At 69.9% G+C, this 19,818-nt stretch carries 23 protein-coding genes; 16 read left to right on the forward strand and 7 right to left on the reverse strand.

All coding sequences use genetic code 11. From position 1 onward, the window contains the following. The first annotated feature begins 2 nt into the window (after positions 1-2). The 8 genes from DEU36_RS11445 to DEU36_RS11480 all read left to right on the forward strand — a co-directional run bounded on the left by DEU36_RS11445 (position 3) and on the right by DEU36_RS11480 (position 5,040). Positions 3-689 carry a thioredoxin domain-containing protein gene (locus DEU36_RS11445; protein WP_120264242.1) on the forward strand — a complete coding sequence of 229 codons (687 nt, stop codon included), beginning with the start codon at positions 3-5 and terminating at the stop codon, positions 687-689. Between the two features lie 156 nt (positions 690-845). After that, positions 846-1,067 (forward strand): translation initiation factor IF-1, encoded by a 222-nt coding sequence (gene infA, locus DEU36_RS11450; protein ID WP_017201569.1) that lies wholly within the window; start codon positions 846-848, stop codon positions 1,065-1,067. 76 nt (positions 1,068-1,143) lie between these two features. Beyond that, complete coding sequence (rpmJ, locus tag DEU36_RS11455; RefSeq protein WP_005050492.1) at positions 1,144-1,260, forward strand: 50S ribosomal protein L36; 117 nt, start codon at positions 1,144-1,146, stop codon at positions 1,258-1,260. Between the two features lie 156 nt (positions 1,261-1,416). Then, positions 1,417-1,791, forward strand: coding sequence for a 30S ribosomal protein S13 (rpsM, locus tag DEU36_RS11460; protein WP_056371363.1), 375 nt, complete (start codon positions 1,417-1,419; stop codon positions 1,789-1,791). A gap of 34 nt (positions 1,792-1,825) precedes the next feature. Beyond that, positions 1,826-2,224, forward strand: a complete 399-nt coding sequence (rpsK, locus tag DEU36_RS11465) for a 30S ribosomal protein S11 (protein WP_023954078.1) — start codon at positions 1,826-1,828, stop codon at positions 2,222-2,224. Positions 2,225-2,346: 122 nt separating this feature from the next. Beyond that, on the forward strand, positions 2,347-3,336 hold the full coding sequence (locus DEU36_RS11470; protein ID WP_023954080.1) for a DNA-directed RNA polymerase subunit alpha: 990 nt from the start codon (positions 2,347-2,349) through the stop codon (positions 3,334-3,336). A 29-nt stretch (positions 3,337-3,365) separates the two neighbouring features. After that, positions 3,366-3,935 (forward strand): 50S ribosomal protein L17, encoded by a 570-nt coding sequence (gene rplQ / locus DEU36_RS11475; RefSeq protein WP_120264243.1) that lies wholly within the window; start codon positions 3,366-3,368, stop codon positions 3,933-3,935. 103 nt (positions 3,936-4,038) lie between these two features. Beyond that, complete coding sequence (locus DEU36_RS11480) at positions 4,039-5,040, forward strand: GNAT family N-acetyltransferase (RefSeq protein WP_259455319.1); 1,002 nt, start codon at positions 4,039-4,041, stop codon at positions 5,038-5,040. On the opposite strand, the gene DEU36_RS11485 is transcribed toward DEU36_RS11480, so the two are convergent. Beyond that, positions 5,034-6,914: an acyltransferase family protein gene (locus DEU36_RS11485; RefSeq protein WP_120264245.1), complete on the reverse strand. Its 1,881-nt coding sequence runs from the start codon at positions 6,912-6,914 to the stop codon at positions 5,034-5,036. The genes DEU36_RS11480 and DEU36_RS11485 overlap by 7 nt on opposite strands. A gap of 135 nt (positions 6,915-7,049) precedes the next feature. Between DEU36_RS11485 and DEU36_RS11490 the strand changes: the two genes are divergently transcribed. The 3 genes from DEU36_RS11490 to DEU36_RS11500 are packed head-to-tail and all read left to right on the forward strand — an operon-like array spanning position 7,050 to position 9,473. Beyond that, positions 7,050-7,934 (forward strand): PfkB family carbohydrate kinase, encoded by an 885-nt coding sequence (locus tag DEU36_RS11490; RefSeq protein WP_120264246.1) that lies wholly within the window; start codon positions 7,050-7,052, stop codon positions 7,932-7,934. A gap of 4 nt (positions 7,935-7,938) precedes the next feature. Further along, positions 7,939-8,772, forward strand: a complete 834-nt coding sequence (truA, locus tag DEU36_RS11495; protein ID WP_120264247.1) for a tRNA pseudouridine(38-40) synthase TruA — start codon at positions 7,939-7,941, stop codon at positions 8,770-8,772. A 32-nt stretch (positions 8,773-8,804) separates the two neighbouring features. Beyond that, on the forward strand, positions 8,805-9,473 hold the full coding sequence (locus DEU36_RS11500) for an endonuclease/exonuclease/phosphatase family protein (protein ID WP_120264248.1): 669 nt from the start codon (positions 8,805-8,807) through the stop codon (positions 9,471-9,473). Between the two features lie 74 nt (positions 9,474-9,547). Here the strand turns inward: DEU36_RS11500 and DEU36_RS11505 are convergent, their stop codons facing one another. From DEU36_RS11505 to DEU36_RS11515, 3 genes are all read right to left on the reverse strand, one after another. Beyond that, a complete protein-coding gene (locus tag DEU36_RS11505; RefSeq protein ID WP_120264249.1) occupies positions 9,548-10,102 on the reverse strand; it encodes an LPXTG cell wall anchor domain-containing protein in 555 nt (184 codons plus the stop codon). A gap of 220 nt (positions 10,103-10,322) precedes the next feature. Further along, positions 10,323-10,874: a cell wall protein gene (locus tag DEU36_RS11510; protein ID WP_120264250.1), complete on the reverse strand. Its 552-nt coding sequence runs from the start codon at positions 10,872-10,874 to the stop codon at positions 10,323-10,325. Positions 10,875-10,885: 11 nt separating this feature from the next. Next, complete coding sequence (locus DEU36_RS11515; RefSeq protein ID WP_259455320.1) at positions 10,886-12,679, reverse strand: DUF4012 domain-containing protein; 1,794 nt, start codon at positions 12,677-12,679, stop codon at positions 10,886-10,888. Positions 12,680-12,737: 58 nt separating this feature from the next. On the opposite strand from DEU36_RS11515, the gene DEU36_RS11520 reads away from it, so the two are divergent. The 3 genes from DEU36_RS11520 to DEU36_RS11530 all read left to right on the forward strand — a co-directional run bounded on the left by DEU36_RS11520 (position 12,738) and on the right by DEU36_RS11530 (position 15,863). Beyond that, the gene (locus DEU36_RS11520) at positions 12,738-13,364 is read left to right on the forward strand and encodes a hypothetical protein (RefSeq protein WP_120264251.1); all 627 of its coding nucleotides are present in this window, start codon (positions 12,738-12,740) and stop codon (positions 13,362-13,364) included. A gap of 128 nt (positions 13,365-13,492) precedes the next feature. Next, positions 13,493-14,239: a fructose 1,6-bisphosphatase gene (locus tag DEU36_RS11525; protein WP_120264252.1), complete on the forward strand. Its 747-nt coding sequence runs from the start codon at positions 13,493-13,495 to the stop codon at positions 14,237-14,239. A gap of 127 nt (positions 14,240-14,366) precedes the next feature. After that, a complete protein-coding gene (locus tag DEU36_RS11530) occupies positions 14,367-15,863 on the forward strand; it encodes a glycosyltransferase (RefSeq protein ID WP_120264253.1) in 1,497 nt (498 codons plus the stop codon). A gap of 29 nt (positions 15,864-15,892) precedes the next feature. Here DEU36_RS11530 and DEU36_RS11535 read toward each other — a convergent pair whose 3' ends face one another. Both DEU36_RS11535 and DEU36_RS11540 read right to left on the reverse strand, forming a co-directional pair. Beyond that, entirely contained in the window at positions 15,893-16,987 is a 1,095-nt protein-coding gene (locus DEU36_RS11535) for a response regulator transcription factor (RefSeq protein WP_259455321.1), read from the reverse strand. 79 nt (positions 16,988-17,066) lie between these two features. Further along, positions 17,067-18,221 (reverse strand): glycoside hydrolase family 6 protein, encoded by a 1,155-nt coding sequence (locus DEU36_RS11540; protein WP_259455322.1) that lies wholly within the window; start codon positions 18,219-18,221, stop codon positions 17,067-17,069. Between the two features lie 72 nt (positions 18,222-18,293). Between DEU36_RS11540 and DEU36_RS11545 the strand changes: the two genes are divergently transcribed. Both DEU36_RS11545 and DEU36_RS16145 read left to right on the forward strand, forming a co-directional pair. Further along, positions 18,294-18,995, forward strand: a complete 702-nt coding sequence (locus DEU36_RS11545; protein ID WP_120264254.1) for a universal stress protein — start codon at positions 18,294-18,296, stop codon at positions 18,993-18,995. After that, positions 18,992-19,411, forward strand: coding sequence for a VanZ family protein (locus DEU36_RS16145; RefSeq protein WP_183045355.1), 420 nt, complete (start codon positions 18,992-18,994; stop codon positions 19,409-19,411). Before DEU36_RS11545 ends, DEU36_RS16145 begins: the two co-directional genes overlap by 4 nt. On the opposite strand, the gene DEU36_RS11555 is transcribed toward DEU36_RS16145, so the two are convergent. Further along, complete coding sequence (locus tag DEU36_RS11555) at positions 19,390-19,782, reverse strand: PLD nuclease N-terminal domain-containing protein (protein WP_259455323.1); 393 nt, start codon at positions 19,780-19,782, stop codon at positions 19,390-19,392. The genes DEU36_RS16145 and DEU36_RS11555 overlap by 22 nt on opposite strands. Between the last annotated feature and the right edge of the window lie 36 nt (positions 19,783-19,818).

A 19,818-nucleotide genomic window follows, 5' to 3' on the forward strand; every position in this document is an offset into this window, starting at 1 on the left:
TGATGGCTACTGCGGCTACGGGCAAGACCAACTGGTTCGCGATCTGGGTGTCGACGGCCGTCGTGGTCGTCGTGGCGCTGATCGTGGCGCTCGTGGTGTGGATGAACAACAGCGCGACCGACCCGGGCACCCCGCCCACGGGCTCGGGCATCAACCAGGAGACCGGTGCGGTCGTCGTCGGCGAGGGGTCGCAGACGCTCGACACGTACATCGACTTCATGTGCCCGATCTGCGGTCAGTTCGAGACCACGTACGGGCCCGAGATCCTCGACCTCGTCAACGACGGCACGATCACTCTCAACATCCACCCCATCTCCATCCTCGATCGCTACTCGCAGGGCGCCGAGTACTCCACGCGCTCGGCCAACGCGATGTACTGCGTGGCCGAGGCCGACCCCGACGCGGCCGTCCCCTTCATGCAGGCGATGTTCGAGCAGCAGCCCGCCGAGCAGTCGACGGGTCTCACCGACGAGCAGATCCTGCAGATCGCCTCCGACGCCGGCGTCACCGGCATCGACTCCTGCGTCACCGATCGCACCTACGAGTCGTTCGTGACCGCGAAGACGAAGGAGACGCCGATCCAGCCCGGCTCGAACGGTATCGGCACGCCGACGATCGCGGTCAACGGCGAGACGATCTCGAACAGCACGATCCCCGCACGCGGCTCGTTCGCGACGCTCTTCAACTGACCGTCGCGGAGCGACGCGCCGGAGAAGATACGGCGAGTTGCCGGAGCGTGCGGTAGCGCGTATGCTTGCTCTTTGGTGCGTTGCGCCTCTCTCGGCGTGTCACCGAAAATCCCATCCAACGCAGACCGACCGGCCTGCACAACTGTAAGCGAGCGTATGGCCAAGAAAGACGGTGTCATCGAGATCGAGGGCGTGATCTCCGAGGCTCTGCCGAACGCGATGTTCCGCGTCGAGCTGAGCAACGGACACAAGGTCCTCGCAACGATCTCGGGCAAGATGCGGCAGAACTACATCCGCATCATCCCCGAAGACCGCGTGGTCGTGGAGCTCAGCCCCTACGACCTGACGCGCGGTCGCATCGTCTACCGCTACCGCTGAGCCCAGCGCACACCGGCCGAGAAGTAACGCCCCGGGGCTCCTGCTCCGTCGGCGAAGACAGCGAATCAGGAACATCATGAAGGTCAACCCCTCCGTCAAGCCCATCTGCGACCACTGCAAGGTCATCCGTCGCCACGGTCGCGTCATGGTCATCTGCAAGTCGAACCCGCGTCACAAGCAGCGCCAGGGCTGATCGGATGCCGCGTGCACGCGGCGCTCGGTCCGACGACAACTCAATACACCTCAGGCAGATCAGAACCCGCCCGGCGACGCCGGCGGGGGACACCTCGGGACGAAGGCCCGAGCACAGATCCTGCTCCATACCTTCGACTACTCCTAGGAGAACCGCATGGCACGTCTTGCCGGCGTTGACATCCCGCGCGACAAGCGCGTGGTGATCGCCCTCACGTACATCTACGGCGTGGGCCGTACCCGCTCGAACGAGATCCTCGCAGCGACGGAGATCGACGAGAACATCCGCGTCAAGGACCTCAGCGACGACCAGCTCGTCGCGCTCCGCGACTACATCGAGGGCAACTACAAGGTGGAGGGTGACCTGCGCCGCGAGGTCGCCGCCGACATCCGCCGCAAGGTCGAGATCGGTTCCTACGAGGGTCTGCGCCACCGCCGTGGCCTGCCCGTGCGCGGTCAGCGCACCAAGACCAACGCGCGTACGCGCAAGGGTCCCAAGCGCACCGTCGCCGGCAAGAAGAAGGCGCGCTAAGGCGCGGCCCCCACAGGTTTAGGAGAACACGCACATGGCACAGGCCAAGTCCGCAGCGCGCAAGCCGCGCCGCAAGGAGAAGAAGAACATCGCGCTGGGCCACGCCCACATCAAGTCGACGTTCAACAACACGATCGTCTCGATCACCGACCCGTCGGGCGCCGTCATCAGCTGGGCCTCCTCGGGTGGCGTCGGCTTCAAGGGCTCGCGCAAGTCGACCCCCTACGCCGCCGGCATGGCCGCCGAGTCCGCTGCGCGTCAGGCGCAGGAGCACGGCGTCAAGAAGGTCGACGTCTTCGTGAAGGGCCCCGGTTCGGGCCGTGAGACCGCGATCCGCTCGCTGACGGCCGCCGGCCTCGAGGTGGGGTCCATCCAGGACGTCACCCCGCAGGCCCACAACGGCTGCCGTCCCCCCAAGCGCCGCCGCGTCTGAGCTGACACGGATCCGGATGCCGCATCGCGCGGCATCCGGACTTCCGTCGTTTCCTTGAAAACTCAACACCTCACTGAATTGCACGTGTCATATAGCGGTCACGTGATCGAAAGGAACACATAGTGCTCATCGCACAGCGTCCCACTCTGACCGAGGAGAAGATCGGCGAGTTCCGCAGCCGGTTCGTCGTCGAGCCGCTCGAGCCCGGCTTCGGCTACACCATCGGCAACGCGCTGCGCCGCAGCCTGCTGTCGTCCATCCCGGGTGCCGCCGTCACCAGCATCCGTTTCGACGGTGTGCTGCACGAGTTCAGCACGATTCCGGGCGTGAAGGAGGATGTCACCGAGATCATCCTCAACATCAAGCAGCTCGTGGTCTCGTCCGAGCGCGACGAGCCCATCACGGCGTACCTGCGCAAGACCGGTGCCGGTGAGGTCACGGCCGCGGACATCTCGGCTCCGGCCGGTGTCGAGGTCCACAACCCCGACCTGGTCATCGCGACGCTCAACGACAGCGCGAAGTTCGAGCTCGAGCTCGTCATCGAGCGCGGTCGCGGCTACGTCTCGGCGACGCAGAACCGCAACGAGTACGCCGAGGCCGGTCAGATCCCGATCGACTCGATCTACTCGCCCGTGCTCAAGGTCAGCTACCGCGTCGAGGCGACTCGTGCCGGTGAGCGCACCGACTTCGACAAGCTCGTCCTCGACGTCGAGTCGAAGGCGTCCATCTCGCCGCGCGACGCGGTGGCCTCGGCCGGCCGCACGCTCGTCGAGCTGTTCGGACTCGCCCGCGAGCTGAACGTCGAGGCCGAGGGCATCGAGATCGGCCCCGCGCCGGTCGCCGAGGTCCTCACCAACGAGCTGTCGATGCCGATCGAAGACCTCGACCTGTCGGTCCGCTCGTACAACTGCCTCAAGCGCGAGGGCATCAACACGGTGTCCGAGCTGGTCGCCCTCTCGGAGACACAGCTCATGAACATCCGCAACTTCGGTCAGAAGTCGGTCGACGAGGTGCGCGACAAGCTCGTCTCCCTCGGCCTGTCGCTGAAGGACTCGGTTCCCGGGTTCGACGGTGCGCACTTCTACGGCGGATACGACGACGAGAACCTCTGAGCCCCCTCTTCTTCCTGGAGTAATCAAAAATGCCTAAGCCCACCAAGGGTCCCCGCCTCGGAGGCGGCCCCGCACACGAGCGCCTGCTTCTCGCGAACCTCGCCGCGGCGCTGTTCACGCACAAGTCGATCACCACGACCGAGACGAAGGCCAAGCGCCTGCGTCCGTACGCCGAGCGTCTCGTCACGTTCGCCAAGCGCGGCGACCTGCACGCCCGCCGCCGCGTCGCGACGGTCATCGGTGACAAGAGCGTCGTGCACGAGCTCTTCGCCGAGATCGCCCCGCTGGTCGCCGACCGTGAAGGCGGCTACACCCGCATCACGAAGATCGGCAACCGCAAGGGCGACAACGCCCCCATGGCCGTCATCGAGCTCGTGCTCGAGCCGGTGAACCCGAAGCCGAAGTCGGCGAAGAAGTCGGCTGCGGCCGCTCCTGCCGCCGAGGCCCCGGCCGAGGAGGCTCCCGTCGAGGAGACCACCGAGGCTCCCGCCGACGACACGGCCGCCGACGCCGGCGCCGAGTCGCCGGAAGAGGGCGCAGCCGCTGAGGCTGCGGCCGAGGACGCCGCTGAGGCTCCGGCCGAGGACGACAAGAAGTAACCAGCGCCACGCGCTCACGACGGGCCCGTGCTCTCTCCGGAGGGTGCGGGCCCGTCGTCGTGCGCGTGGGAGGCCGGTGGTTCCCATGTGGGAGGGTGGAAGGGTGAGCGAGCCGAACGCACCGTCCTGCCCCGCCGTCGCGCGCTGGCGCACCGCTACCCCCGACGACATCGACGTCATCCACGGGGTCCTGGTCGCCGCCGACCGCGTCGATCACCCGACGTGGACGACGCCGCGCGAGGATGTGGCCGAGACGTTCGAGGTGTCGCACGTGGATCATGCGCGCGACACGATGATCGCCTTCGACGCCGATGGCCGGGCCCTCGCTGTCGGCAGCGTGATGCTGCACCCCTCGCGCGACGAGCACCTGCACATCTACCTCACCGGCGCGGTCCGTCCCGAACAGCGCGGACGGGGCATCGGCACGGCCCTGTTCCGGTGGCAGCACGAACGGGCGGAGCAACAGCTGCGCGAGGCGGCGGAAGCGGATGTCGCCGCGGCTGCCCTTCCCTCCGAGATCCAGGTGTACGCGTCGGAGAAGAACACCGCCCTCGAGCGCATCGCCGAATCGCTCGGATACCGCACGGAGCGATGGTTCTCCACGATGCACCGTGACCTGACTCAGCCGATCGCCGACGTCACCGCTCCGGACGGCGTCGAGCTGGTACCGTTCTCGCCCGACCGGGCGGAGGATGCGCGGCTGGCGCGCAACGATGCGTTCCGCGATCACTGGGGAAGCCTGCCGACGCCGCCGGAGCGGTGGCAGCAGTTCATCGGCGGTCCGTTCCTCCGCGCCGACCTCTGCACGCTCGCGGTCGAGGAGGGGAACATCGTCGCGTTCTGTCTCGTCTCCGTGAATGAGGGCGATTTCGAGGTGCTCGGTCCGAACGCCTACATCGACCTCGTCGGCGTGGTGCGCTCGCACCGCCGCCGCGGCCTCGCTCCGGCCGTCATCGCGCGATCGCTCGCGGCGATTCGTGATGCGGGGCTCGGAATGGCCGTGCTCGATGTCGACACCGAGAGCCCGACGGGGGCTAATGCGCTATACGGCGGGTTGGGCTTCGCCGCCTACGAACGCGACCGGGTGCTGGTCCGCCGCTACTGATCCTCGTCGGCCCCGAGCATCTCGAGAAGCGTCGTGCGGGTCTGCTCCGCGGCCCACTGAGCCGTGGCGAGCTGGGTCGCGGCGCCATCGACCGCCCGCTTCACCATGCTCGCGTAGAGCTCGCCTCCTGCCGACTCGGGGTGGATCTGATCGCCGGCGAGCAGGTCGGTGCGGCCGGCGATCGCCCCGGCCCAGTCGGCCACGGCCACCCGGGGGTGCGTGGCGGCGAACGCGGTGAGGTCGCGATTGACTCCCGGGATCCAATCGCGCGGCGCGGACGCGTTGACGAGGATGACGTATCTCTCGGGGCCCGCGGCATCGACGATGCGCTGCAGCGCCTCGGTCGAGACCGGACCGTTCGTGCCGAGCCCGACCACGACGTACTCGCGCAGCTCGCCCGACGCGGCGAGGTCCTCGACGATGTGGGCTCCCGCCCAGAGCGACCGTGAGACCTCCGCGTCGACCGCGATACCCGGCATCGCCTGCAGTAGTCCCGGTGCGGAGGCCAGCATGACGGAGTCGCCGACGGCGCTCACCCGGGTGCCGTCGACCGTTTGAGCGCCGGGCGCGGGCTCGGGGGTGGGATGGTGCTGCGCCTGCGCCTGCGCGAGCGCGTCACGCCCGGCATCGACGGCGTTCTGGCTCGTCGTCTCACGCGGGGCGGCCGCGACCGCGGCCGTCGTCCCGCCGAGGGCGAGTGCGGCCGCGACCGCCGCTGCGAGGGTCGCCGCGCGCCGCGACGGGCGCGAGCGGAGCCCGTGGCGCGCGAGTGCGAACGCGCCGCGGAATCCGTGACGCCGCACGGGCTGCTCGATCCAGCGGTACGACAGCGCCGCCGCCACCACCGAGGCCGCGGCGACGCCGGCGCTCGCCATGACCGGGACGCCCGCCTCGGGGCCTGCGCCGCTGAGCTGGAACGACAGCAGGACGAGGAGGGGCCAGTGCCAGAGGTACACCGCGTACGACCGCTCACCGAGCCAGCGCAGGGGCGTGACATCGAGCACGCGGCCGAACCACGATCCCGGCCACGCCGCGATCACCAGCACGACGGCGGTGAGGAGCGACGCGGCGAGGCTGGAGGCCGGGAACGTGATCGCCTCACCGCCGCCCACGGCGGCCGCACCGACGATGCCCGCGGTCGCGAGCGCCCCGACGATGACGCCCCACACGGGGCCGACGCCGGCGACCGACGGGCGGCGCACGACGAGGCCGTGCAGCGCGAACGCGACCGCGACACCGATGAGGAGTCCGAAAGCGTGCGTGTCGGTGCCGAAGTACACCCGGGTGAGGTCTGCGCCCGCGGCGACGCTCGTGAACGCCCACGCGCCAGACAGCGCCGCGAGTGCGAGGGCGACCGCGGCGCGCGAGCGGCGGCCCGGAAGCAGGAGGAAGAGGGGGAGCAGCAACGGCCAGAGCAGATAGAACTGCTCCTCGACGGCGAGCGACCACAGATTCCGGAAGATCTCCGGATCGGCGGCGGAGAAGTACGTGCCGCCGTCGGCCATCGACACCCAGTTGTAGGAGAAGGTCGCGGCGCCCAGGACCTGCAGTCCCATGTCGACCAGCACGTCGCCGCCGACGAGCCACGCGATGGAGGCGCTCACGGTGACGACGGTGGCGAGCGCCGGCAGGAGCCGCCGCGCGCGCCGCACCCAGAACCTCCGCAGACGGATGCGGCCCTCTCGGGATCGCTCGCGCAGCAGGAGCGTCGTGATGAGGAACCCGGAGATGACGAAGAACACGTCGACGCCCACGTATCCGCTGCGCAGGAGGCCGGCCGGGAACAGGTGGTAGACGACGACGAGGATGACGGCGACTGCGCGCAGGCCGTCGAGACCCGCGATGCGGGCGCGCGGGAGAGGGGGAGGTGTCATACGGCGATGTCCGGGGTCGTCGGGGGGGACGTGCGGCGGCAGCCTCCCAGTGTAGAGGGGGTGCCTGAGGTGATGTGGTAGACCGGAGGAGATGCGCGGATCCCGCGTGAATCGAGTTTCGAGAATAGGTGGAACATGGGCGCTCCCGAGGTGCTGGTGCTGGGTGAGGCGTTGGTCGACATCGTCGAGACCGCCGATGGTGTGACCGAGCACGTCGGCGGCAGCCCCGCGAACGTCGCCGTCGGCGTCGCCCGTCTCGGTGTGCCCGTGCGGCTGGTGACCAGGCTGGGGCGTGACGAGCGCGGGGAGCGGATCGCCCGGCACGTGCGCGACGCGGGAGTCGAGGTCGCCGAGGCATCGTGGACCGATGCCTCGACCGACACGGCGCGCGCCCGTATCCGTCCCGACGGGTCGGCGGAGTACGAGTTCGACGTGGCGGGCGTCGTCCCTCCCGTCGCGCTGGACGGTGCGGCGCTCGTCCACACCGGATCGATCGCCCTGTTCCTCGACCCGGGCGGAGAGACGTGCCTCGCGGCGCTGGAGGCGGCCCGCGGCGACGCGATCGTCACGGTCGACCCCAACATCCGTCCGGCGCTCGTGGGCGCTCGCGAGACCGCGCTCGCGCGGTTCGCTCGTGCCGCCGCGGCCGCCGACCTCGTCAAGCTCAGCGATGAGGACGCCGAATGGCTGTGGCCCGGAGACGACGCGCCCACGGTGCTCGAGACGATCGCTCGCCTGGGTGCCGCGGTGGTCGTCATGACCCGAGGCGGCGACGGCGCGATCGGCCGGGCGCCCGACGGCACGGTCGTGGAGGTTGCCGGTGTGGCCGTGGTGGTGGCCGACACGATCGGCGCGGGCGACTCGTTCATGGCCAGCCTGATCGCCACCCTCGTCGACCGGGGTGTGCCGACCGACGCCGAGGCACTCGTGCGCGCATTGCGGATCGCGGCGCGCGCCGCGGCGATCACGGTGTCGCGCCCCGGCGCGAACCCGCCCACGCGCGCCGAGCTGGAAGACTGATCGGGTGCGCCTGAGACTCGACATCGCCTACGACGGATCGGGATTCTCGGGCTGGGCGCGCCAGCCCGGCCTGCGCACCGTGCAGGGCTCGATCGAGGCCGCCGTCAGCCGCGTCCTCGGCGGCGATGCGCAGCTCGTGGTCGCAGGACGCACCGACGCGGGCGTACACGCCTCGGGGCAGGTGGCCCACCTCGACCTGACCGAGGCGCAGGAGGCGAGGCTGCGGCGGGGACGCTCACCGGAGCCGACCGCCCTCGCCGCACGCCTGAACGGTGTGCTCGGCCGCTATACCGATGTGCACATCCGGGCGACATCCGAGGCCCCCGAGGGTTTCGACGCCCGATTCTCCGCGGTGTGGCGGCGATACGCCTACCGCGTCGCCGACCGCACGACGGGCTACGACCCGCTCGAGCGCTTCCGCACGACCTTCGTGCCCGCCGCGCTCGACGAGGCGCTGATGGATGCCGCGGCCCGCAGCCTCACCGGGCTCCACGACTTCGCCGCGTACTGCAAGCCGCGACCCGAGGCGACGACGATCCGCACGCTGCTCGAGTTCGACTGGCGCCGGGACGACGCCGGCGTGCTCGTCGCCAACGTGAAGGCGGACGCGTTCTGCCACAGCATGGTGCGCGCCCTCGTCGGTGCCTGCGTCGCGGTCGGGGAGGGAAGGCTCGGTGTCGAGGATGTCGCGGAACTCCGCGACGCCGGGCGACGTACGAGCGCCTTCGCGGTGCTGGCGGCGCGCGGGCTCATCCTCACCGAGGTGGGATACCCCGCCGACGACCTGCTGGCGGCACGGGCGGAGCAGACCCGCGCTCGCCGCGCAACAGACACCTGACCGAAAGGAAGCGGGCGTAGCCTGGCGGCACCATGAAGGTCATCTCGTACAACTTGCGCAAGCATCGCGCCGCATCCGAGCTCTCCGACCTCGTCCAGCAGCACGGAGCGGACGTGCTGTGCCTGCAGGAGGCCGACACGAGCGGCATCCCCGACGAGATCAGCGGGCTGCGGCTGGCCGACGCGACCGCACGCAACCGGCTAGGGCTCGCCGTGTACTACAGGGAGAACACCTACCGGGCGGTCGAGGTGCGTTCACTCGCGCTGAAGAAGTCGCTCCACGATCGTGTGCTCAAGCCGGCCGAGGAGCGCATGCTCGGTGTGCGGCTGCGTGACATCGACGACGGTCGCGACCTGATCGTCGCGAGCTTCCACGCCGCTCCGCTGACGGCGCTCAACTCACTGCGGCGCAACCAGATCCAGGCGGCCCTGGGCGCCCTGACAGAGCTGGGGACGGGACTGCCGATCCTCATGGTCGGCGACTACAACTATCCGGTCTTCAAGGAGAACCTCGGACAGGTCGTCCGCAAGCAGGGGTACGAGCTGACGCTCAGCGACGCCCGGACCTACACTCGCTACAAGTTCTTCCGCGGACACTACGACTTCGCCACGAGCGTCGGGTTCGACATCGCTCGGGTGCAGACGCTGCCGCAGGGCGCGAGCGACCACCTGCCGATCCTCGTCACTGCCGAGCCGGTCTGACACCAGCCGGTCCGACAAACACGGATGCCCCGGAGCCGAAGCTCCGGGGCATCCGTTTCGTGTTGCGCGCCTGATCAGGCAGCGGCCTCCGCGTTGCGGTGGCGGCGGACCGTGCTGGCCACGGCGATGCTGCCGCCGGCGAGGGCGAGAGCGCCACCGCCGATCCACAGGCCGAGGAGAGCGGCGTTGTCGCCACCGGTTGCGGGCAGGGTGCCCGAGCCACCGGCGCCGCCGGCCGCGGCCGGAACGGCGATGGTGACCGTGCTCGAGCCCGAGGCGGTACCCGTGGCGGTGAGGGTGTACTCGCCGGTCGCGTTGGCGGGCAGGGTCACCTGGAAGGCGACCTCACCGGCTGCGTTGGCGACCTTGGTGGTGCTGGTCGAGGTGACCGCGAACTTCACGAACGCGACACTGCCGGCGGCCGCGTTCTCGCCCGTCAGCGTGCCGGTGACGCTCTCGTTCGGCTCGAAGTTGTTGAACGCGATCGTGGCGGTGCCACCCGCGGTGACGGTGACGGACGAGCCGCCGACCGGTGCCGGGGTGTAAGCGTTTGCGATGGCGGGGGCTGCAAAGACAGCCGCTGCTGCGATGGCGGAGGCCGCCGCCGCCTTGATGAGACGGTTCTTCATGTGTCCTGCTTTCCTTGGGTCATCCGGAGGCTCACACCCAACGGAGAAGTAATACTAAGGATTACGTCAGGAGTGGTCACAGCAAGTATTCAGGCACAAAGGCCCTACATGCAAGCTGAAACATTTCGGTCGCGTTAACATTTCGCGATCCGGATGCCCGGCGGCGCGCCGTGGACGCGGAAACACGCGGATGCGGGTGTCGAACGGCTTCGGGAGCGGGTCAGATGCGCGCGTCGCGCGCGCGGCGTACCGCCGAGGCCAGCGCGATGGTGGCCCCCGCCGCCACGAGCGCGCCGCCGCCGACCCACAGGCCCAGCGAGGTGCGCGCATCGCCGCCGGTCGCGGGCAGACCGGCCGCGTCGACGACCGAGGCGCTCGCGGTGCCGCCGGCGGACGAAGGCGAGATCGCCTCGATGTTGTAGACGCCGACGGCGTCGGCGGGGAAGGTGATGGCGACGGGGGCGAGAGCGCCCTGATCGGACGATTCGCGCATCGTGCTGCCGGTGGTGACGGCGAACGCGGCCCGGGCGAATGCGACTCCTGCGCCGTTCTCGCCGCGGACCGTGATCGTGACCGCCTCGTTCGAGCCGAACGTGCCGTCGGCGCACGCGAACTCGACCGTCCCGCCCGCCACGAAGGCGCTCGGGGTCGTCGTGCACGACTTCGTCGGCGGGTAGATGGTGGCGCCGGTGGACGCGGATGCCGCTGCCGGGAGGGCGATGATCGCGGCCACGAGGGTCGCGACGGCGGCGAGAGAAGCGGTGCGGCGCATGATCGGTGAGTCTATGCGTCGCCGCAACGCGCAACAACAACGGTGGGCCGGTCTGCGTCGACGGTGGGTGTCACGGCGGCCGTCGCCGTGGTCGCTCCGCTCTCGGCGACGACGCTCACGGTGGCGGTGACCGACTCGCCGGGGGCGAGATCGGACGAGAACACCATCACCTGCCGCCCGGCATGCGAGCCGCCGCCGAACCCCGCACCATCGGACCGGGTCGCCGACGAGAGCGCGTAGCCCTCGGGCAGATAGAGGTAGGCGACCGTGCGGGCCACGCCCGCCGGCACACCGAACGCCCCGCCGCCGGTGACATAAGACGGGAGAGAGGTCGCGGCATCAGCCGGTGCGTTGTTGGCGATGGTGACCTCCAGCGTCACCGGAGAGGACGTCCGTCCATCGCCGCCGACCGCGCATGTCTCCCACGCCAGGCGGGTGTCTGCGGTGAGGTAGTAGTCCATCTTCGATCCGGTGCCGTCGTTGAGGAAGACGCCGAAGGCGGCCGTGTCGGCATCCGTGTCCGGCAGTGGCCCCGCGAGCGTCGTGTCGGCGAGCACCGCCTGATCTTCGGGGATCGCACTCCACAGCAGCAGACGTCGTTCGTCGCCGGCGCGGCCCAGGGCGGCGATGAGCTTCGCGGGATCGGCGGCGCCGGAGGCGAGGCGCTCGAACACGGCCGCCGACGCGGCCGCGAAGAACGCGTCCTGATCCCGCGGGCTCTCGTACCGCGAGTAGACGTCGTTGAGCAGGAGGGGCACGGCGTTGTCCGCGGAGACGACGTCGCCCGTCGGCAGCTCGACGGGGCCTGTGGCCTCGAGGATGTACGACAGGGCGACGGGATCGGTCGCGATCACGCCGTCGACGCTCTGCCCGGTCTGCCGCAGAAGCATCTCGCGGGCGAGCGGGCCGCCGACGGAGAAGTCGGGGATCTGGGTGACGTTCTGGATGTAGCGGCCGGGCCGCGTCTCGTAGATGCGCTCGATCTCGGGATCGAGGGGGAGCACCGGCTCGCCGAAGTTGGAGAAGTCGGACGACGAGGCCTGTCCGGCCAGCTCGATCCGCCCGTCGGCGGTCTTCACGATCGCCATCGCCCCGACGATGCCGCCCGTCGATCGCCATTCGGCGTTGTTCTGGAACGCCAGCAGGTACGTGCGCTCGCCGGACGACCCCAGCATCGCGGGCAGGAGGGTCGAGGCGCGGGCAAGGGCGTCGGTGGCCGAGGCTCCGGTGTCGAGGAGCTCGGACACCTCGTCGACGGCCGCCCGGACGGGCCGCATGAGCGGGGTGTCGTCGAGAGCGCGCACGGATTCCGCTGCGGCGGCGACCGTGTCTGCCCCCGCGCGAGCCGGCTCGGCGATCTCGCGGAAGACCGCCGTGTCGATGCGCCCGTCGACGGGCCGGAAGGCGTCCGGCGAGAACGCCGAAGCCACATCGGCGAGGGGGAGGAGCCCGTCTCGGGCGATGTCGTCGGCCGCCGCGGCGATCGTGCCGACGGCGCGCAGCTGCGGGCCGATCCACGGGGTGCCCTCGGCGAGCGACCAGACCGGGTCGGAGGTGAGCTCGCGCGCCGTGGCCGCGTGGTCGGCGACCTCGGTGATGTGCGGGGCGGCCGCGGCCGGATCGGCGAGCGAGTCGACGGCGCTGCGGGCCGAGGCCTCGGCCTCGCGCAGTTCGCCGTACGCGAGGGCCCCGCGGACGCCGACCCAGGCGGCGAGCGCGATGAGGGCGATCAGGAAGATCCCGGCGATGGCCGCCAACGCGAGCTGCGTCCGGCGCAGGGGGCGGGGCTGGTCAGCGGTGCGCACCCGATCACTCTAAGGGGCGGGCCCGTGCGTACACTTGCGAGAGGAAGCGGAGGACTCGATGAAGCGACGCTGGGGGACGGCCGCCGCGACTGCGGTGATGGCTGTGGCTCTCGTGGGATGCGGTCCTGCGCCGTGGAACGCGCCGTCGGGTGACGGGGGCGACGCGAGCGACCCCGCGCCGTCGCCGAGCATCTCGCGCTCCGCCGTGCCGCCGCCGATCCCCAACGACCTCTCGAGCGGCTCGACCGAGCGTCAGGTTACCGCGGGCGCCGTGACGGGGGCGCTGAACTACTGGTCAGACCTGTCGATGGACCGGTGGTCGGCGACGGCCCTCAAGCCCGTCAGCCTCTCGCTCGTGACGACCGTCAGCCCCGACGACGGGCAGAAGGTCTACCTGCAGAAGGCGACGATGATCGCCGTGCCCGGCAACGCGGAGGGCGATCTCAGCCCCCTCGCGCCGACGTCGGACCAGTCGGCGACGAACCCCGGCTATCTCGTGCTCTCGCCGTACAGCTACTCGCAGACCTTCTACGTCGGCGAGGTGCCTCCGGAGGCCACGTTCGTCACGATCCGCTTCACGTACGACTTCCTCGTGCAGACCACCCCCACCTCCGACGAGTTCGCCAAGCAGACGGCGACCGACAGCATCACCGTCGCGATCGCGGCCGCGCCCGAGGCCGGCTGAAACCTCAAGGTCGCCGCAAGGCAACCTGAAGAGATCGGAAAGCGGCCCGGATCGTGGCCGGCCGGATGCTTGTATGGCCACGCCCGCGACATCCGACGCCGGTCCCGCTCTCAGAAATCCGGTCTGCCATGCTCTCGCGCCGCTCACCCGCCCTCCGCACCGCCGTGTCGGCGGGCGCGCTCGCTCTCTCGCTCGTCGCGCTGACGGGATGCTCGGAGCTGACCGGCATGATCAACGCCGTCCAGGGTGATCCGGTCTCGGCCGTGCCCGCTCCGGCGCCCTCGCAGTCGCCGAGCATGGCATTCAACTCGCAGTTCACCTATGACGGTTCGGTGTCGCTGTCCTCGGACGTGGCGCAGGATCTCGAGCTGCGTCTCGACGTGTGGGCACAGGACCCCAAGCGCACCCAGGAATGGACCCCCGGTGCCGAGAAGACGTTCGGCTTCGCGGTCAACGTCCACGACAAGCGCGTCGACGAGAAGGCCGTGCTGTCGCAGAAGCGTCGCGTGTTCATCTCGTCGATCTCGATCACCTCGCAGACGGCGCAGACGTCGGGGCAGGTGCAGAACCCGTTCCAGTTCAGCGCCGACCCACGGACACTCGTTCCCAGCGACACGATCCGCTCCGATCGTGGGCTGCTGCTCAACAGCTTCCAAGGCGGCCTCTACGTGCCCGAGACGATCGTCCACGGGCTGCCGGCCGATACCTACGGGATGACGCTGGAGTTCGCGATGACGGTGTGGGTCGAGGGTAACGCGAACGACGACGCGAGCTTCACGCAGCAGACGGTGTACCAGTACCTGCCGGTCGCGATCTTCAGCGACGAACAGGCGGCGGACGCGGCGCCCGCTCCCGCTCCCAGCACGACGCCGTGACCGGTTCGAGGCGCCTCGTTCCTTGCGCATAAATTGCGGTTGACTTCGTCCGGTCTGAACACGCCGCGTTCCAGAATGGACCTCGGCAGACAACAGCTGCCCGACACCTCGCACAGGATGTGACCGCATGACTCAGACGCCGTACACGCCGTACACGCCCAACCCGGCGTTCGGTCAGCCGCAGTACCCCGCCCCGCAGGCGCCGGTCGAGCTGGCGGATCACTTCGAGACGGCGTTCCCCGACGACTTCGAGTCGGTCCTCGAACAGACCACGGTCCACCGCTCCACGATCGGCTGCGTCATCCCGGCGTACAACGAGGAGGAGTCGATCGCCGACGTGATCGAGGGGCTGCTCGCCCAGACGCGCGTGCCCGACGTCATCCACGTCATCGCGAACAACACCTCCGACAACACCGTCAAGATCGCCGCGGGGTATGCAGGTCCCCACGAGGTGACGACAGAGCTCGGCACGCAGTTCACCGAGGTGTTCGTGCACGACATCGGCAAGAACCCCGACAAGAAGGTCGGCGCGCTCAACTACGGCTACTCGCTCGTCGAGGGCTACGACTACCTGCTCGGCGTCGACGGCGACACCATCGCCGACTCGCGCGCCGTGGAGTTCCTCGAGTCCGAGGCCGTCGGCGACTCGCGCATCGGCGGCATCTCGGCGATCTACTCGATCGACGACAAGCCCATCAAGGGGACGATCGCGAAGTTCCTCATCGCCGGCCAGCGCACCCAGTTCGCGGCCTTCAACATGCAGAACCTGCTCCGCGGGCGCAACATGGCCGTCCTCGGCGGACAGTTCTCGATCTTCTCGACGAACGCCCTGCGCGACGCGATGAAGGCGAACCACCAGTCCACCCCGTGGGTCAAGGACTCCGAGGTCGAGGACTCGCTGCTCTCCTTGCAGATCAAGAGCGCCGGATACCTCACCAAGATCAGCCCATACGCCCGGGCCAATGTCGGCGGCATGACGACCCTCAAGGGGTACGACGCGCAGCAGGTCAAGTGGACCTACGGCGCCATCGAGCTGATGTGGCCGGGCCAGCGCGGCGACACGAAGGGGCAGCCGTTCCACCCGAACCTGCGCCTGCGCTGGTTCGAGAACTTCGGGATGCTGACGAACCTGTTCGTGCGCGTCGCGTTCCTCATCCTGCTCGCGGGCTCGCTGTCGATCAGCGCCTTCGTCTTCTCGCCGTTGTGGCTCATCCCGCCGATGGTGGCCGTGCTGCTGAACCTGCGCATGGCCCGCAGCATCAAGGACCACAATCAGCGCGACATCCTCTTCGCCCTCCTGGTCTTCCCGGCCGAGGCGTTCATGTGGATCAGGCTTGGCCACTTCATGCGCTCGTGGTCGCGCTTCCTGTCGAAGAAGAAGGTCGACAACTGGGCGATGCAGGCCAAGGCCGAGAGCGGCGGCGGCAGCATCGGTCACTGGATGCCGCTGCTCATCCTCGCGGCCGTGCTGCTGGCGATGGCCGTCGTCTGGAACATCATCGGTCCCGTCGCGCAGTCGTCGATCCTGTGGATCGGGTGGCCGATCGTCGGCGTCGTGACCGTGCTGCAGACCCTGCTGATGTTCTCGAAGCTGGTCCGCCGCCAGAACGGATACAAGGTCTGAATCGGCGGAACTGCCGGAGAGTCTGAGGTTCAGACCGCGGCGGCGGTCTCCGATGTCATGCGGTACCCGACACCGCGGACGGTCTCGATGTACCGCGGGGTCGTGGGGCTGTCGCTCAGCTTGCGGCGGAGGTTGGTCATGTGCGCCTCGATCGCCCGCTTGTCGGCCTCGCCGACGAAGTAGCTCGTGACATACGACTCGCCGCGTAGGACGAGGGTCAGGTCGGCCTTCGACCGGACGCGGCGCTTCGAGGCCATCAGGGTCGAGAGCAGATCGAACTCGGTGCGGGTGAGGTCGAGCTCGCGGCCACCGATGTAGGCCAGGCGCGTGTCGGTGTCGACCTGCAGGTCGCGGTGCGTGAGCCAGTGCTCACCCGTGGCCGGGACGAGGTCGCCGCCGGACTGGTGCACGACGACGTCGGAGCCGGGCGCCGGTGCCGGCGTGGCCGTGTCGCTCGGGCGGTGCACGATGATGGGCTGCTGCGCGGGGCTCTGGGGCGGCGCAGACTGCGGCGGCGCTGACCGCGGCGGCGCTGACTGCTGGGGGATTGGCTGCTGCGGGGGCACGGGCTGCTGTTGCTGCTGCGCGGCTCCGCCGAAGCGTGCGAGGTACTCCTCGTACGACAGCGGCGCAGCATCGGCGGCGGGGGCCGCGGGGGAAGCGGGGGCGTGGTGTGCCAGCGCGGGGCGCGCGCCGGGGAACGACGGACCGACCGAATCCTGCTGGGGGGCCTGCTGCGCCGCGGCGGCGCGCGGGCGTCGGAGCAAGGCGTCGACCCGCGCCCGGAACTCGCGCGGGCGGAACGGCTTGACGATGTACTCGTCGGCGCCGGAACCCAGGCCGAGCACGACGTCGGCCTCTTCGGAGAGCCCCGTGAGCATGATGATGTACGTGTCGCTCTGAGCTCGGATGCGCCGGGCGGCCTCGAAGCCGTCGATGCCGGGCATGTTGACGTCGAGAGTCGTCAGCAGCGGTCGGTACGACAGCACCGCCTGGATGCCGTCGATGCCGTTGCCGACCGAGACGGTGGAGAACCCGGCGGCCTCGAGCACCTCGACCAGGAGATGACGGATGTCGGGATCGTCCTCGACGATGACCGCCGTCTTCATCTGCTCGGACATCATGCGCGTCACTCTTCTCCCTCAGGTTCGGGTAATTTTGCCATACGCAAAGGGTCCGGCAGTCCCTCCCCGGCGGTCTGAGTCAGGGCGCGACGTCGCGGGTGAGTTCGACGGCGCCGGCGGGCCACCACACGCCGGCTGCGGGCCCGCCGTTGCATGGCCCATCGCTCTCGCCCGGAGGCTTGATCCACAGGTTCGTGTCGACGACGTCGTCGCCGAATGTCCCGCTCGGGTCGCCCACGGTACGCCCCGGCGGGTTGCACCACTCGCCGTCGCCCGGAGCGCCCGAGCCGTTGCGCGACGTGTCGACGAGCGCATGCATGCCGCCGAGGCGGTCGGAGAGCGCGTGGGCGTAGGCGAACTCGTCGAAGGTGTCGTTGAAGTTCGACACGTTCGTCACGAATCCGCGGACGCCCGAGACCGTCACCTTCTCGATGAGCTCGGCCATCGCGTCGGCGCCCAGCCAGTTCGAGTGCCCACCGTCGACGTACACCCACGTGTCGGTGCCGGTGAGGCGCTCGAGGGCCCCGCGCAGCTGCGTGATGCGCTCGTCGAGGTTGCCGCACTGCGGGGCGAGCGCGAGACTGTCGGGCTCGACGATGACGACCTTCTTGACATCCGGGACCGAACGCAGCGCCGTTCCGATCTGCCTCGTCCAGGTCTCGTAGTCCGCCTCGTCGAGACCGCCCGCGGAGTGGTTGCCGCAGTCGCGCCCCGGCAGACCGTAGACGACGACGGCCATCGCCGTGTCGGACTCCCGCGCCTCGTGGGCGATGTTCAGGACGCGCTCGCCGACCTCGCCGATGGGGTCCTGTTCCGGGGTGAGCCAATAGGCGGTCGGCTGCGACGACAGATACTCGGCTGCGGCGACCTCGTCGGCGGTGCCGCCCTCCGTCAGTGCTCGCGCGGCCTTCGACTCGGCCGGTGCCACGAAGGCCGTGCCGACGCCGGGCGGCCGCGCGGTGAGCGCTTGCACGCTGTTCGTCACGAGCGTCACCACCAGGGCGACGGCAGCGATGACGGCGGCGACCGCGGTGACGATGATCGCGAGCCACGCCCAGCGCGGCAGCCGGCGTCGGCGCCGGGGCGGGCGCGGGGAAGCCGGCCGCTCGGGCGGCGGTGGCGGCTCGTAGTGCCCGCTGATGATGTAGCCGGCCGTATCGCCACCGGCATCATCGTGACCGGCGCCGCCACCCGCGCCGTGACGCGATGCGTCGGAGCCGGGTCGCTGTGCCACGGACTGACTCTAACGGTTGGCCTCGCACCGGGGGCCGTCGTGCGCCGTTATCGGGGCGGATACCCTGGGGCCATGGGCGACGTGATCCTGGGAGTGACCGACGCGGACGGCGCGGGTGCGCGTGAATGGGCGTTCCGCCGAGCCGAGGCGTTGAGTCTGACACTGCGCGAGCTGCTGATCGCTCCGACGCGCGACGATGCCGAGCGGGTCGCCGCCGCGACCGCGGATGCCGAGATCCTCGTGCTGCCGGAGGAACACGGCCACGCGTACCGCGCTCTCATCGCCCACGCGCATTGCCCGGTCGCGATCGTTCCCGAGCGCCTCGACGCGGACCATGATGGCGACGCGCGCCGCGGGGTCCTCGTGGGGGTCGACGCCTCGGACGTCTCGGCCCGGGCGCTCGACTTCGCCGCTCGTGAGGCCGTCCGCACGGGCGAGCCGCTCGTCGCCCTCGCGGCCTGGGAACCCGTATCGGTGGGCACCGAGCCCGGCCTCGACCTGTGGACGGGGCCGATGCCCGTCGACCTGACGGAAGCGACGGCCGGGATGCTCGACCGCATGCTCGAGCCCGTACGTGCGGCGTACCCGCAGCTCGACGTGCGCACGCGCATCGATGTCGGCGACGCCTCCAGCCTGATCGAGGACGCTTCGCGCCATGCCGTGCTGACCGTCGTCGGATCTCACGGCCGCACGGGACTGTCGCGGCTGCTGCTCGGATCGGTCAGCGAACGCGTCGCGGCCCACGTCGGTTCTCCCACCGTCATCGTTCGGTGACCCGCGTCGCGCGGGCCCTGCTGATCGGCTACGTGGTCGTCCTCGCGTTCGTCGCGTTCTGGCCCACGCCCGTCGACCGCGACGCCGGACCGATCCTGCGCGCGATCACCTCGGCCGTGCCGTGGCTGACCTACGACCGCATCGAGTTCGGCGCGAACATCGCTCTGTTCGTCCCGTTCGGCTGCTGCGCGGCGCTCGGCTGGCCCCGCTGGCGGGCATACGTCATTCCCGCCGGGCTCGTCATCTCCGTCGTCATCGAGGCGGCGCAGGGCGTGCTGCTCTCGCAACGGACCGCGAGCGTGTGGGACGTCGTGGCCAATACCCTCGGAGCGGCGGTGGGCTGGTTGATCGCGCGACGGTGGGCCGTCAGGAGCGATCAGACCGTCGAGAGGGATCAGCCCGCGTCGGGCGGCTGAAGACCCTGCGAGCGGCGGCGGCGGATCTCCGCCTCGAGCTCCGCGATCTCGATCTCCCGTTCGAGGTCGGCGAGCTGCTGCGCGGTGGTGCGGTAATCACGCGGCTGCGGACGACTCGCAGGCGTGGCGGGGGTGGGTTCGTCGCGCGACCACCGGCGAGGATCACCGAAGCTCATCGACTCGCGCGGAGTCGTGTCCCACTCGCGTCCGAGCGCGAACCACAGCACGGAGCCGAGGAACGGCAGGAAGACGATGAACAGCACCCAGGCGAACTTCGGCAGGTGCTTCACCTGGTCGTCGCGACGGGTGATCGCATCGACGAGGGCTGCGACCATCAGGACGAGGACGATCAGGGGGAGCAGCAGATACACCCCGCCAGGCTGGCCCAGGTCGGCGCCTCGGCGCAA

This window comes from Microbacterium sp. AG238, from assembly GCF_003610405.1.
GTDB lineage: Bacteria > Actinomycetota > Actinomycetes > Actinomycetales > Microbacteriaceae > Microbacterium.